The organism is Pseudonocardia sp. (assembly GCF_029263155.1).
Classification (GTDB): Bacteria; Actinomycetota; Actinomycetes; order Mycobacteriales; family Pseudonocardiaceae; genus Pseudonocardia.
Genome location: NZ_JAJCYB010000052.1, coordinates 1 through 14,174, shown reverse-complemented (window position 1 = coordinate 14,174; position 14,174 = coordinate 1). Strand labels below are relative to the sequence as shown.

Below are 14,174 nucleotides of genomic sequence, written 5' to 3'. Positions count from 1 at the left end.
CGTGACAGGACGACACGGGCCCGGCGCGATCCTCCAGGCGACCGGGACACCATCCGAGGCCGGCACCCGCTGGATCCGACCGCCGTTCTTCATGCTCCGGCTCGGCGGGCTGCCCGCGGACGCGGTGGCGCCGCTCCGATCACCGGCGTCGGTGGCCTGGGCGGAGGGCGTGCTGGGATCCGAGCGGCGACTGACCATCGAGAAGGACCGTCTCGCCGACCTGCTGCAGTCGGCGGTGCGCGGGCTCACCGACGAGGTGGCGCGCCGCAAGCTCCTCGAGATCCGGCGGCATGTCTACAACCTCAGGGTTCCGGACCCCGCCTCGGTGGACGCGGTGGTCGACGTGCTGCCCGCGGCGACGTCCGTGCTGCTCCGCAGCTGGCTGCGCGAACGTCGCGACCACCGGTCGCAGGTCGAGATCGGCGACGACGTCGTGGCCGACGAGCTCGGCACGGGTCGGGCGCACCTGCGTGCCCTGGCCGACCATCCGCACATCCGCAGAGGCCTGCTGCTGGCCTCACCGTCGATCGATCGCCACGTCGGCGGGTATCTCACGAGCGGGAGCACGCCGTCCAAGCGCGCCCGCCGGATGGAGCGCTCCGTACTCGAGTACGTGTACCGCACGGCGTGCAAGACGAGCCCGTTCAGCTACTTCACACCGGTGGGGCTGGGCCGGTTCGAGCCCGGCGTCGGGTCGCTGCTCACCCTGGACACCGGCGACGCGCCGTGGCGGTCCCACACCCGCCTGAACCTGGCGGTGGTGGCCCGCATCGCGGCGGTCCTCACCTCCGATCCGGCGCTCCGGGCGGACATCCCGGTGGAGATCACCGGCGGCTGGCAGGAGCATCGCGGCCGCATCCGCTACGTCAGGCGGCAGCGTCGCAGCGGTGACGACGACGCCGCGGTGACGATGGACACCGTCCAGGAGAACCTCTTCTACCTCGCCAACAGCGGCGTTCTGCACGAGGTGTTCGCCATTCTGGCGCCCGGTGTCCGCCTGCGGTTCGCCGACCTGAGGAACCGGCTGGTGTCGGGACCGTCCGAGCGTCGTGACCCTGATCAGGTCGAGGCCTACCTCGGGCACCTGCTCCGGCTGGGCCTGCTCGTCACGCCGACCCTGCACGTCGACATCCACCATCCCGACCCGGTGCGGCGGTTCTGTGCGGGTGTCAGGGACCTCGACCGCACCTGGGCGACGATGCTGTCGGACCGTCTCGACGCCGTCGCCGACGCGGTGGCCGAGTACGGCTCGGCGCCGCTGGAGTCCCGTCGCACGCTTCTCGAATCGATCCGGCTGGACCTGCTGGAGACGCAGGACGACCTCGGTGCCGCGACGAGCTCGGTACCCCGGACGGTCCTGTACGAGGACGTCAGCCTCCCCGCGGGCGCCCGGGCGGACAGCGCGGAGTGGGATGCGCTGCTGCATCCGGCGCTGACGGGCCTGGCCCGGATCCTCCCGGTCTTCGACATGACCCTCCCGCATCGACTGGTGATGGCCGGTTACTTCCGTTCCCGCTACGGTTCCGGCGGGCGATGCGACGACGTCGTCACGTTCGTGCACGAGTTCCATCAGGACTTCTTCGACCGGTACGTGCGCTCGTCGATGCAACGGGCCGACTTCGACGCGAACAACGACTACGTCCCGCACGTCAACTGGCTCAACCAACCCGAGTTGAGGGCCTTGGACCGGGCCCGCAGCGCGGTCGTCGACCACATGCGCCGCCGCTACGCCGACCATCCCTCCGACGACACCGAGCTCGTGCTCGATGACTCCTTCATCGACGACGTGGCGAGCGAGCTGCCGGCCATGGCCGGTGACATCGACCCGCACTGCTACTTCCTGCAGCTCGGCCGCGACGGGACCGACCCGTTCGCCGTGCTCAACCGCGCCTACACGGGTCTGACCCTGCAGTTCTCCCGCTTCGCCCACTGCTTCACCGACGGCGCGGGTCCCGCCGGCGAGGGATCGGGCCTCGTGGACGGCCTGCGTGCGACGCTCGACGGTGTCTGCCCTCCCGGAGCGGTGCTGGCCGAGGTGAAGGGCGGCTACGAGACGACGAACCTGAACCTGCACCCGGTGGTCACGCCGTTCGAGCTGGTCTGCCCCGGCGATGTCAGTTTCCGGCCCGCCGAGGAGCAGATCGCCGTCGACGACCTCGTCATCGTCGACGACGGAGGGCGGCTGCGCCTGCGTTCGCGCCGGCTCGACGTCGAGGTGATCCCGGTGTATCTCGGGTTCCTCGTGCCGCTGGCGCTGCCCGAGACGCAACAGATGCTCCTGCGGTTCTCCTACAGCTCGATGGCGCGCATCGACCTGTGGAGCGGAACCGATCGGCCTCTCGGCGACGACCTGATCGGCGGCCACCCCCGCGTGCGGTACCGGAACCTCGTGCTCACGCGGCGGCTCTGGAAGACCCATCCGCGCCACCTGCCGCTCCGGTCGCCCGGATGCTCCGAGTCGGAGCACCTGCTCGCCTGGAGGCGGTGGCGGGCGGAGAACGGCCTGCCGGAACGGGTGTTCGTCACACCCGACGTGGCGCACGCGGAGGACCGGAACACCGATCCCGGGGGCCGCCCGGCCATGGCCGGCACGATGAAGCCCCAGTACGTCGACTTCGGCAGTCTCCTGTCACTGGGGCTCCTGGACAACACCGTGAGGTCGGCCACCCACCGACTCGTCTTCACCGAGATGCTGCCCGACCTCGAACAGCTGTGGTTGGACCCCGACGGGCGGCCGCACGTGGCCGAGCTGACGGTCGAGATCGACGGAATCACGAGGAGCGGGTCATGACGAGCGAGGTCGTCACGATGGATCCCGGCCCGATCGGTCACGGGTTCCCGGTCGGATCGGACTGGATAGCGCTGCACGTCTTCTACTCCAGCAATCCGAACCCGCTGCTCGTCGACTGCGTCGGACCGCTGGTCGAGGAACTGCGGCGGCGCTCGTTGATCGCCCGGTACTTCTTCATCCGCTACTGGCAGGAAGGGCCGCACATCAGGTTGCGCCTGCTCCCGGCGTCCCCCTCGCTCGCCGAGGAGGTCGAGCGCACGGCACGCGAGGCGATCGGTCGGTTCATCGCCGAACGCCCGGCGCTCTTCGAGGTCGAGACCGACCAGGTCGACGAGTACCACCGCGACATGTTCCTCGTGGAGTACGGCGAGGAGGAGTGGGAACGTCGGTACGGCGAGGGCGGGATGCCGATCCAGCCGAACAACTCCTGTTCCCGCCTGCCGTACGAACCCGAGTACGACCGGTACGGGGGCCCGGCCGGTGTGGATCTCGCAGAGTGGCACTTCGAGCGGTCCAGCGACATGGTCCTGCGGTTGCTCGACTCGGCGAACGTGCACGTCCGCACCGTCATGTTCGGGCTCAGCGCCCAGCTGGCCGTCGTGATCGGACTCAGCTTCCGGCCGACCGGCGCCGCACTGGCACGCTTCTTCCACTACTACAGCGAGTTCTGGAGGACGGCCTACCCGGACCCGTTCGGGGACCATCGCGAGCAGTTCGACCAGGGGTACGACGAGGTGGCCGGTCCCCTCGGCGAGCGGGTGTCCCTGATCTCCCGGGCCGTGCTCGACGACGACCGGTCCGAGCTCGCCGCGTTCGTGGGTGAGTGGAGCGAGCACTGCCGCGACCTGCGTGACCGGGTGGTCGACCTGAGCACGCGGGGTCTGCTGGTCTTCCGGACCCGCGGGGAGGACGGGACCCCCGACCCCGAGGCCAGGGAACCCATCGTGGATCCGGACGTCGCACTCGGGATCCTGCTCAGCGGGTACCTGCACATGACCAACAACCGGCTGGGCGTCGGTGTCCACGACGAGGCCTACCTCGCGCACCTGCTGCAGCGGTCGATGATGGACGTTCACGGCGTCGCCGAGGACGACCTGGCGATGGTCCCGTGAGCGCGCCCCCCACCGATCGCCCGCCGTCCGGCGCCGACGAGCTGCTCACCACGACCCGCCCGTGCCTCCGGCCCGAGATCGTGATCGGCCCGGCGACGATGCGAGGCGCCGGAGTCGTCCACCACGTCAAGGACCGGCGCACGGGCAGCTTCTTCCAGGTCGGACCGAAGGAGTGTTTTCTGCTCTCCCGGCTCGACGGCACCCGCACCCTGACCGACATCGGCGACGAGTACGCCGAGCGGTTCGGCCGCGAACTGGGCGCGGCGCAGTGGCGCCAGCTGCTCGACCTGCTGGCCGTCCGCATGCTGCTCGTCGGCACCGAGGACGAGGACGGGCTGCGTGGGGTGGCGGAGACCGTCGCCGCGGGATCGAGAGGTCATCGGACCCTGCTCTACGCCCGCCTCCCGCTGGTTGACCCCGACCGGTTCCTGGCGGCGATCGAGCCACGCGTGCGCCTCCTGTACTCCCGACCCCTGGTCGTGGCCCTGGGTCTCGCCGTCACCGCGATGGTGGCGCTGGTCCTCACCCGGATCCCCGAGCTGGTCGCGGATCTGGGCCTGCTGTGGCGCACACCGGTGCTCGGGGTGCTCGCGCTGGCCGCGTTGTGGGGCAGTCTCGCGCTGCACGAGATCGCACACGGTCTCACCTGCAAGCACTTCGGCGGGCAGGTGACCGAGATCGGTGTGATGTGGCGGATGCCCCTGCTGGCGCCCTACTGCAAGGCCGACGACGTGGTGCTCTTCCACCGTCGCGGGCATCGGGTCGCCACGGCCTTCGCGGGCGTGTTCGTCAGCCTCGTGGTCCTGCTGCCGTTCGGTGTCCTCCACCTGCTGACGCCGGGCGCCTCGGGCTGGCACGTGTTCGCCTCGTCGGTGCTGCTGATGGGGACCGCCGCCGCGTTGCTGAACGTGATCCCGTTCCTCCAGCTCGACGGCTACCACATGCTCACCCACGCGCTCGGCATGGCGAACCTGAGGACCGACAGCTACGCGTACTGCCGGCAGCTCCTCCGCCGCGACGCGGATCTGTCGGCGTACCCCCGCCGGGCCCGGATCGCGTACACGTCCTACGGGGTCTCCTCGGTCGTGTTCGGGTGCGTGCTCGCCAGCGCGGTCGTCGCCATGTGGTTCGTGCAGCTCAGCTCGGCACTCGGGCCGTGGGCGGCCGCTGCGGTGCTGGTCGGCGAGGCGCTGGTGGTCACGACGGTGGTGGTGCTGCTCCGCAGGCGGCGGGCGAGACGACGGGCGTCGGGGACCGGCTCGGGCCCGGTGGCGCGGACTCGCACGGGATCGGCCGGCGCGTGACCGCCGAAGGGGGACCCGTGGCAGTCGTCGTCCAGCCGGAGTCGAGCCGGATCGACGAGCCCGTGTCGATCAGCGTGAACGGGGTCCGGCCCGGCTCGCCGGTGGTGCTCCGGGTGAGCGTGGTCGACGGCTCCGCACAGACCTGGGTGTCGCACGCGACCTACGTCGCGGACGCGGCGGGAGCGGTGGATGTGGGCGTACAGGCCCCGGTGGAGGGCACCTACGACGGGGTCGACCCCACGGGGCCGCTGTGGGCGATGCATCCGGAGGGTGCGCCGCGCCCGCTGTTCTTCACCCGGCGCCGACCCGCCCCGTTGCGGATGACCGCGGAGGTCATCGTGGACGGCGACACGGTCGCCACCCGGTCCTTCGTCAGGACGTTCTGCGACCCGGGGGTCGTCGGCACCCCGGTCGACCCGGGCCACGGTGTCGTCGGCACCCTGTTCACCCCGCCGACCGGACCCGCACCCGCGGCCGGTGTCCTGCTGCTCGGCGGCTCGGACGGCGGCCAGCACGACCACGCGGCGGCGCTGCTCGCGAGCCACGGCTTTGCCGTCCTGTCGATGTCCTACTTCGGGGCGGAGGACACGCCGCAGCACCTCCATCGCATCGAGCTGCACGACGTGTGCCGCGCCGTGCACTGGCTCGCCGGGCAACCGCAGGTCGACGATCAGCGGATCGCGGTCGTCGGGCTCTCGCGCGGCGCCGAGCTCGCGCTCCAGGTGGCGTCGATGTGCCCGCTCGTCGGCTCCGTCGTCGCCGGGTCGCCGAGCAGCATCCGGCAGGCCGGGCTGACCGGCGACTACACCGATTTCACGCAACCCGCGTGGCTGCTGGACGGCGAGGCGCTTCCGTTCGTGCCCGGCCGCTACGGGATCGCGCAGTTCCTCGGCTTCGTGCTCGGCTGGCTGCTGCGCCGGCCGATGCGGCAGCGGGCGATGTTCGAACGGATGCTCGACACCAGCGAGCAGGTGGGGCCATCGGAGATCGAGGTCGAACGCATCAACGGTCCGGTGCTGCTGATCTCCGGGTCGGACGATCGGCTGTGGCCGTCGGTCCGGTACGCCGAGGCCGTCCTGCGGCGGCTGGCCCGGCACGGTCATCCGTATCGGAGCCGGCACGTCGTCTGTCCGGGCGCGGGTCACTTCGTGTGCTTCCCGTACGGGCTGCCCACGCTCCCGCCCTCGACACGGCTGTCACCGGTTCGCGGACTGGTCATCGACTTCGGTGGCCGCCCGGCCGACAACGCGGCAGCGGCCCGGACGTCGTGGGCCGAGATGCTGGGCTTCCTCGCCCGCTCCCGGGACGGCGTCGACGTCGATGTGGGTGTCGACGCGGGTCGATCGATCTCCGCGGAGTGCGATCGCCATCGGGCGTCGGCGGGCGGTTCGGGGCGGGTGCCGTGTACCTGGTGATCGTGACGTTCGATCTCGCCCGCTCGCGTGTGGACTTCGGACGGCTGCGCGAATGGGTGACCACCGACGGGGCAGCGGCCTATCGCGCGCTCCCCGGGCTGAGGTGCAAGACCTGGTTCTCCGACGAGACGCGCCGGGTGTGGGGCGCGGTCTACCTGGTCGAGGAGAGATCCGATCTGCGCCTCGACCGGCTGCCGCGCCTGCCGGATGGTCACACCGGTCCGGTCGGCGCACCGCCGACGTCCGTCCAGTGGTTCGACATGGAGGCGTTCGTGGCGGGTCCCGGCGGTACCGACGGTCTGGAGTGGGAGGGCGTCTGTCCCGTCCCGGCGCCGGGCGGGCCGGCCTCGGGGGACTGACCGTGCTGGTCCCTACCGGCGGTGACCACTAGCGTCGTGATCGTGGACGGGTTCATCGCGTGGTGGCGCGGGCGCGCGATCCGCACCGATGCCCTGCTCGCGGCGGTCCTTCTGGTCGTGGACTCCGCCGCGGCGCCCTTCCACGCCGTACCGACGTGGTTGTGGATCCTCACCGCCGCCCTGCTCGCCGCGCCGGTGGCCCTGCGGCGGAGCCGGCCGTGGCCCGCCGCCGTCGTCGTGCTGATCGGCGGGGTCGTGTGGTTGTCCACCCACGTCGAGGCCACTGCCTTCCACTTCGGCCTGGCGTCCACCTTGGTGTTCGCCTACACCCTGCTCGTGCACGGGGGGGTCCGTGACGCAGCCGCCTTCACCGCCTGCCTGGTACTCGGGATCGTGGCCTGGTCGTGGTGGCGGGTCGGCGCGGTGGGGCTGCTCGTGCTCCTGTGGCTCGTGGTTCCGTGGGCGGTCGGGTCGGCGGTGCTCGCGGCGCGTCGGCAGGGCGCGGAGTCGGCCAGGCTCACCGCAGCCGAGGAGAAGGTCGCCATGGCCAGGGAGATGCACGACACCATCGCCCATGCCCTCAGTGTCATGGTGGTGCTGGCGGACGGCGCCGCGGCACAGATCAGGACCGACCCGCAACGAGCCGAGCGCGCGCTGCGGACCATGGGAGAGGCGGGGCGGACCGGTCTCTCGGAGTTGCGGCGGATGCTGGACGTCCTGCGGCAGGACCATCCGCCCACCACCGGACCGGACGGTGCGGCGCCACACCGCGACCCGGGCAACGACCTGGTCGCGCTGGCCGAGCAGATGACCGGTGCCGGGCTCCCCACCCGGCTGGTACTCGCCGGGAGCCTGCTCGGGCTGCCCGGCACCGTCTCGTCCGGGCTGTACCGGATCGCGCAGGAGTCGCTCACGAACGCGCTCCGGCACGGCGGCGTGGGATCGCGCGCCGTCCTGGAGGTCGTCGTCCGTGAGGGGGAGGTGGAACTCGGCGTGAGCGACGACGGAGCCGGCGCGAGGGGCGCGGTGGGCCGTGGCGGGAACGGTCTCACGGGCATGCGGGAGCGGGCACACGCCTGCGGGGGCACCCTGTCGGCGGGGCCTGATCCGGTCCGCGGTGGGTGGACGGTGCGTGCGGTGCTGCCGATATGAACGAACCAGCCGACCGCGGGGCGACAGGCATCCGGGTGCTGCTGGTCGACGACCAGGAGCTGTTGCGGGTCGGGTTGCGGATGGTGCTCGACGCGGAGCCGGGCATCGAGGTCGTGGGTGACGCGGCCGACGGCCACGACGGCGTGCACAGCGCTGCGGTGCTGCTCCCCGACGTCACCCTGATGGACATCCGGATGCCGTCGTGCGACGGGATCGAGGCCACCCGACGGATCGTGGCCGCGCGAACGAGCCGGGTGCTGATCATGACGACGTTCGACCTGGACGCCTACGTCGTCGATGCTCTGCGGGCCGGTGCGAGCGGATTCCTGCTGAAGGACGCGCAGCCCTCCGAACTGGTCGCGGGCATCCGCGCCGTTGCCGCCGGCGATGCCGTGGTCGGGCCCGGCCCGACCCGGCGACTGCTCGAGCGGTTCGTCCTCGATGCGCCCACCGTCGACCCCTCGGTGCTCGACCAGCTCACGATGCGCGAACGCGAGGTGCTGTCCACCCTCGCCTGCGGCCTGTCCAACGCGGAGATCGCGTCCGCGCTGCACGTGTCGGAGACGACGGTGAAGAGCCATGTGGCGCGCATCTTCGTCAAGCTCGAGCTGCGCGACCGCGTGCAGGCCGTCGTGCTCGCCTACGAGACCGGGCTGGTCCGGCCCGGCCGGGAGAGCTGAGTCGTCCTCAGGGATGAGGCGGGTACGTCCCTGAGTGCGATGCGTCCGCCTGTCGCAGGCGCCAGTCTCGACCCATGGACGAGGTCGTGGTGTTGCGCGGGGTCGGCAAGGTCTACGCCGGTGGCCCCCCGGCGGTCGAGGATCTGTCGCTCTGCGTCGGTGCCGGCGAGGTCTACGGCCTCGTGGGTCTCAACGGTGCTGGAAAGACGACCGTTCTCGGGATGGTGACCGGCCTGCTGCGGCCGACCACGGGATCGGTGACCGTGTTCGGCGCATCCCCGGGTGATCCGGCGATGCTCGCCCGCACCGGATCCCTCCTGGAGTCCTGTGGCCTGTACCCGCACCTGACCGGCCGGCAGAATCTCCGATTGCTCGCCCGTGTCCAGGGGGTCGGGGCGAACGAGGTCGACCGGGTCCTGGAGCGGGTCGGGCTCGCCGGCGCTGCGGATCGCCGCCACCGCACGTACTCGCAGGGAATGCGGCAGCGCCTCGGCGTGGCCGCGGCGTTGCTCAAGTCCCCTGACCTGCTCGTGCTCGACGAGCCGGCGAACGGGCTCGACCCGGCCGGGATCGCTGACCTGCGGCTGCTGGTCCGCACCCACGCCAGATCCGGAGGCGCGGTGCTGCTCTCGTCCCACCTACTCGGTGAGCTCGAGCAGGTCTGCGACCGGGTCGGCGTGGTCCGGTCCGGGCGCTTGATCGCCGAAGACGTCCCGGCGGCGCTGGGCGCGGGCGGGCCGGTGTTCATCGTCCTGCGATGCGACCGTCCGTCGGTGGCGGTCCGGCTGGTGCAGGAGGAGCCGGTCGTCGTGTCGGTCGCGGTCGACGGGCCCGTCATCCGGGTGGAGCTGAGCAGCGGGACCGCGGCGGACGGCGCGGCCGCAGCCCTGAACAGCACGCTGGTCGCGGCCGGGCTGCAGGTCTACGAGCTGGCCACGGAGCAGCACACCCTCGAGGCGGCGTTCTTCGCGCTGACGGCCGCGGGGGACACGATCGCTGCACACGACGCCGTGGCGTCGACGACGAACGGCGTGCCGGCATGACCGACGCGATTCGGGCCGTGCTCTTCGGGATGCGGTACCGGCCGGGTGTGTGGTTGGTGTGCGGCCTGGGCTGGATCGTCTACGGGACGTTCAGCGCCAAGATCGTCCCGTTGATCATCTATCTCACCGGCGACCCCTCGTTCCGGGATCAGCTGCTGCCCACGCTGCTGCCCGACGCGATCCCGGCCACGGTGCTCGGTGCGTATCCGCTCTTCGGCGCCATCTTCATGGTCGCGCTGGGCGGGTTGGTGATCGGGAACGAGTACCGCTGGGGGACGATCGGGACCCTGCTCGTCCAGCGCGCGAGCCGCACCGAGGTCGCCCTGTCGCAGGCGGCAGCGCTGGGTGTCGTGACGTTCGTGACGTCCGTCGGGTACGCCGTCGTCAACACGGTGGTATCTCTCGTGATCGCCGCCGCGCTCGGCGCCTCGACCGCGTTGCCGGCGGCGCTCCCACTCCTGGGCGCAGTGGCGGGCTCCTGGCTGATCGCCTTCGTGTACGCGATGATCGGGGGGGCCGTCGCCCACCTGTTCCGTAGCGCGATCGCCGCGGTCGGCGCCGCGATCGTCCTCGTGATCGTCGTGGAGAACGTGCTCGGCCTGCTTGCAGGCTTCCTTCCCGGCGTTCGGTGGGTCCAGGCGATCCTGCCCGGCCCGAGTGGGGGAGCGCTCGCGGCCGCGGCCGGGGCGCCCGCCGGTACGCCGGGTCTCGTGGCCGTGGCGCCGGTTGGCGTGGGGATCGCGGTCCTGCTCGGCTGGATCGTGGTGTGTGTCGGTTGCAGCGTCGCGCTGGTGCGAATCCGGGACGTGACGCCGTGAGGTGTGAGTGATGGAGTTCCTGCTTGCGGCCGGCTGCATCATCGCGCTGGCCAGCACGGGCTGGGTCGTGTGGGGCGTGCAGGAGATCTCGCGGTCCCGCAGCCGAGACCGCCTGCAGCTCGAGCACCTGCGACAGCAGGGCGCCATCGCCAGGCAGCGGCTCGAGCTCGAGTCGAGGCAGCTCGACGACGAGATCTACCGCGATTTCGTCCGCCATCAACGTCCGCCTGCTCCGGGCGGGCCACCGCCGCCATGACGATTGTCAGGTGTTCGACGTGCGCTTCGTCCTGACCGGCGGACCGGGGAACCCGCACAATGGTCGGCAGATCATGACCGCGATTCGGGAGGACGCCAGTATGTCGCAGGGGGAGATCGTCGTAGGTTCGAGGGCCGAGGGGTCCCTCGAGGTGCTGGACGGCGCGCTCGGCGCCGTGTCGCTGCACGTCGTGGACGCGCCGCAGGGCAGCACCTTCTGTTTCTGCTTCTGTCTCTGCTTCTCGTCGACCGCGCCCGACCGGGACCCGTCCGGTCCGGCGCCGCGCGACGGGGCGACGATCGGCGGTGGCCGCTGAACGACCGCGAAGCGGACGCCACGACCGTCGGCGGCCCAGTTCTGCGGCGGCATCTGAGGTTCGAGGTCGTCGCCGGGGAAGGTGCGGTGCTGCTCTGCGAGCACGGCAGCGCGGTCCTGGACCACCCGGCGGCGGCGAGACTGGCCGAGGTGATCGGCTCCGGCGCGGCGACCGGCAGCGACGTGAACGCGTCGTTGCCGGGATTCGACTCCGCCGGTCTCGTCACCGTGGCACCGGGAACCGGCGAGGCCCGGGAGGCTGGGTACTGGGAGTCGGCAGGGGTCGAGGCCGACCGGGCCGACCGCGCGGCCGGTCGCGGGATCCGGATCCATCCCTGCGGTGCGGTGGACCGGGAGTGGGCGCAGGCGGCCGTGCCGGCGGCCGGAATGCGCGTGACGACCGGGCCCGACGCGGGGCTCGACGTCGTGCTCACCGACGACTATCTGCACCCGTCGCTGGCCGAGACCGCTCAGGACCTGCACTCGCGGGGCCGGCCGTGGCTGCTGGCCAAGCCGGTCGGGATCCGCCTCGTCGTCGGCCCGGTCTTCGAGCCCGGCGGTCCGTGCTACCGGTGCCTCGCGTTCCGGGCGCGCGGTCACCGGGTCGCGGAGCAGTACCTCGCCGCCCACCGGGACGGCCGCTGGCCGAGCCCGCCGATCGTCGATCTCCCCGCGACCCGGGCGCTGGGCGTCGCACTGGCGGCCACCGCCGCCGCGAACTGGCTGGGCGGCGTGCGAACCGCCGCCGGATCGCTGACGGTCGTCGACGCGGTGACGACCGAGGTGACCCGGCACGTGCTGCACCGGCGACCCCAGTGCCCGGCCTGTGGGGACCCCGGGCAGGTGGGCACGTCGATGTCGGCGCCCGTCCGGCCGACCGCACGGGCAGCTTCCGCGCACCGCGACGGGGGCCGTCGGTCCCGCTCGCCGGAGCGGATGCTGGCTGATCTCGGCCATCTCGTCGACCCCGTCACCGGGATCGTGGCGGCGCTCGTGCCGGTCGCGCCCGAGCTGCCGTTCGTCGACGTGTACTCGTCCGGGCCGAACCGCGCGATGCCGGTCCGCTCGCTCGACGACCTGCGGGTCGGTTTGCGCTCGCACAGCTGCGGCAAGGGCACGACCGACGTGCAGGCACGGGCAAGCGCGCTCGGTGAGGCGCTGGAACGGGCGAGCGCGGTGTTCCAGGGCGACGAGCCGCGGATCCGGGCGAGCTACGACGAGCTGGGGGAGCTCGCGGTCCACCCGAACTCCGTTCAGCTCTTCAGCGACCGGCAGCTCGCACAGCGGTCCGAGGACGTCGCCACGCCGGCGTACCGCCACGCCGCCCGGCCGCTGGACCAGCGCGAGCCGCTCGACTGGACGCCGGTGTGGTCGCTCACGCACGAGCGTCGCCGGTACCTGCCGACCTCGCTGCTGTTCTACGGCCACCGCGATGCGGGCGCACCCCAGCTGAGCGCGGACTCCAACGGCAACGCGGCAGGTACCAGCGTCGAGGACGCCCTGCTGCAGGCGTGTTACGAGCTCGTGGAGCGCGACGCAGTGGGCATCTGGTGGTACAACCGCCTGCGGTGCCCGGCGGTGGACCTCGACCACGACGCCGATCCGTGGATCCGGCGAATGCAATCGGGTCACGCGAGCCTCGATCGGGAGCTGTGGGCCCTCGACGTCACCTCCGACATCGGCATCCCGACGGTGGTCGCGCTGAGTAGACGTACCGGCACCGACGCCGAGGACATCGTGTTCGGCTTCGGCGCGCACCCAGACGGGCGGGTCGCGGTGCGCCGCGCCCTCAGCGAGCTCAACCAGCTCCTCCCCGCGGTCGCCAACGTGCGCCCCGACGGGACGGGCTATGCGTTCGGCAACGCCGACCAGCTCGGGTGGTGGCGCACCGCAGGCGTTGCGAACCAGCCCTACTTGCTGCCCGACCCGCTCCGCCCGGCGACGCGGTTCCCCGCCGTCGAGGACGATCCGGTCGGCGACCTGGGGCAGGAGTGGGCCCGGGCGCAGTCGCTGCTCGAGCAGCGCGGGTTGGAGGTCCTCGCCATCGACATGACGCGCCCCGACATCGGCCTCACCGTCGTGAAGGTCGTCGTTCCGGGGCTGCGGCATTTCTGGCCGCGGTTCGCGCCCGGGCGGCTCTTCGATGTCCCCGCAGGCAATGCCCCCGGGCGGGCGCTGACCGAGGACGAGCTCAACCCGATCCCGCTGTTCGTCTGATGGTCCTCACGCAGCGACTGCCGCGGCACCCTTCGTCGCCCGCAGAACGGGTGGATCTTGGTACGGTGGCCTCCGCGGGCGCTTCGGGGGCGTCTCGCCGGAGGATCTGCAGGCGGGCGGTCCGGATCGTGGTCGGTGGTGGGTGGCCGGACCGGTGGGCCGGGCGCGGCGTCATGGCACCGTCGGCCGTGATCGTGATGGTCCTCCTGCGGGTGGTCTTCGTCAGCTTCCCGGTGTTCGACCTCCTCGCCGGCGCCGCTCCGCCCGAGTGGGTCGGCGGCGTCGCCGTGATCGTGTTCATGGTGGCGGTGCAGGTCGCGGTGCTGCGCAACGTCCTGACCGGCGGCAGGCCGGGACGAACGCTGCAGGCGCTGGCGACGGTCGAGTTCGCCGTCGCGGTGACGGCGGTCTTCGCGTTCGGTCCGTTCTGGGTCGCGATGCCGGTGTTCGGCCTGGTCGACGTGCTGCTCTGCCTCACCGGTCGGCTGCGCGCGGTCGTCGCCCTCGTCGGAGTCTCGGTGTACGTCGTCGCCGTCGCCCGCATCCACGAGCCGCTCTCCCTGGTCGCGGTTCTAGTACTGCAACGGCAGTTCGGCGTGTCGTGAGAGGCTGAGGGTCGTCCGGCGGTGATGATCACCGCGTGGTGGATCTTGCTGGGTGGGTCGCGTCGTTGGATGCGGTGGTGGAGTTGATCGCGGGCCGGTTCGGTCGG

General features: G+C 71.7%; 13 protein-coding genes. All 13 read left to right on the top strand.

The window, feature by feature from the left end; translation table 11 throughout:
- Position 1: 1 nt before the first annotated feature.
- The 13 genes from Q1K26_RS10295 to Q1K26_RS10235 all read left to right on the top strand — a co-directional run bounded on the left by Q1K26_RS10295 (position 2) and on the right by Q1K26_RS10235 (position 14,067).
- On the top strand, positions 2-2,791 hold the full coding sequence (locus tag Q1K26_RS10295; protein WP_300009608.1) for a lantibiotic dehydratase: 2,790 nt from the start codon (positions 2-4) through the stop codon (positions 2,789-2,791).
- Positions 2,788-3,903, top strand: coding sequence for a thiopeptide-type bacteriocin biosynthesis protein (locus tag Q1K26_RS10290; RefSeq protein ID WP_300009606.1), 1,116 nt, complete (start codon positions 2,788-2,790; stop codon positions 3,901-3,903). The genes Q1K26_RS10295 and Q1K26_RS10290 overlap by 4 nt, the downstream gene beginning before the upstream one ends.
- Positions 3,900-5,207: a M50 family metallopeptidase gene (locus tag Q1K26_RS10285; protein ID WP_300009603.1), complete on the top strand. Its 1,308-nt coding sequence runs from the start codon at positions 3,900-3,902 to the stop codon at positions 5,205-5,207. The genes Q1K26_RS10290 and Q1K26_RS10285 overlap by 4 nt, the downstream gene beginning before the upstream one ends.
- Positions 5,208-5,224: 17 nt before the next feature.
- Positions 5,225-6,622, top strand: a complete 1,398-nt coding sequence (locus tag Q1K26_RS10280) for an acyl-CoA thioesterase/bile acid-CoA:amino acid N-acyltransferase family protein (protein ID WP_300009600.1) — start codon at positions 5,225-5,227, stop codon at positions 6,620-6,622.
- A gap of 2 nt (positions 6,623-6,624) precedes the next feature.
- On the top strand, positions 6,625-6,981 hold the full coding sequence (locus Q1K26_RS10275; RefSeq protein WP_300009597.1) for a hypothetical protein: 357 nt from the start codon (positions 6,625-6,627) through the stop codon (positions 6,979-6,981).
- Between the two features lie 42 nt (positions 6,982-7,023).
- Positions 7,024-8,133 carry a histidine kinase gene (locus tag Q1K26_RS10270; protein ID WP_300009594.1) on the top strand — a complete coding sequence of 370 codons (1,110 nt, stop codon included), beginning with the start codon at positions 7,024-7,026 and terminating at the stop codon, positions 8,131-8,133.
- On the top strand, positions 8,130-8,813 hold the full coding sequence (locus Q1K26_RS10265; protein ID WP_300009591.1) for a response regulator transcription factor: 684 nt from the start codon (positions 8,130-8,132) through the stop codon (positions 8,811-8,813). Before Q1K26_RS10270 ends, Q1K26_RS10265 begins: the two co-directional genes overlap by 4 nt.
- A gap of 74 nt (positions 8,814-8,887) precedes the next feature.
- Entirely contained in the window at positions 8,888-9,856 is a 969-nt protein-coding gene (locus tag Q1K26_RS10260; RefSeq protein ID WP_300009588.1) for an ATP-binding cassette domain-containing protein, read from the top strand.
- Entirely contained in the window at positions 9,853-10,674 is an 822-nt protein-coding gene (locus Q1K26_RS10255) for a hypothetical protein (RefSeq protein ID WP_300009585.1), read from the top strand. The genes Q1K26_RS10260 and Q1K26_RS10255 overlap by 4 nt, the downstream gene beginning before the upstream one ends.
- 10 nt (positions 10,675-10,684) lie before the next feature.
- Positions 10,685-10,930 carry a hypothetical protein gene (locus Q1K26_RS10250; RefSeq protein ID WP_300009581.1) on the top strand — a complete coding sequence of 82 codons (246 nt, stop codon included), beginning with the start codon at positions 10,685-10,687 and terminating at the stop codon, positions 10,928-10,930.
- A 10-nt stretch (positions 10,931-10,940) separates the two neighbouring features.
- Complete coding sequence (locus Q1K26_RS10245; protein ID WP_300009578.1) at positions 10,941-11,246, top strand: hypothetical protein; 306 nt, start codon at positions 10,941-10,943, stop codon at positions 11,244-11,246.
- A gap of 86 nt (positions 11,247-11,332) precedes the next feature.
- Complete coding sequence (locus Q1K26_RS10240; RefSeq protein WP_300009575.1) at positions 11,333-13,462, top strand: TOMM precursor leader peptide-binding protein; 2,130 nt, start codon at positions 11,333-11,335, stop codon at positions 13,460-13,462.
- A 188-nt stretch (positions 13,463-13,650) separates the two neighbouring features.
- Positions 13,651-14,067, top strand: a complete 417-nt coding sequence (locus Q1K26_RS10235; RefSeq protein ID WP_300009572.1) for a hypothetical protein — start codon at positions 13,651-13,653, stop codon at positions 14,065-14,067.
- Positions 14,068-14,174 lie beyond the last annotated feature (107 nt).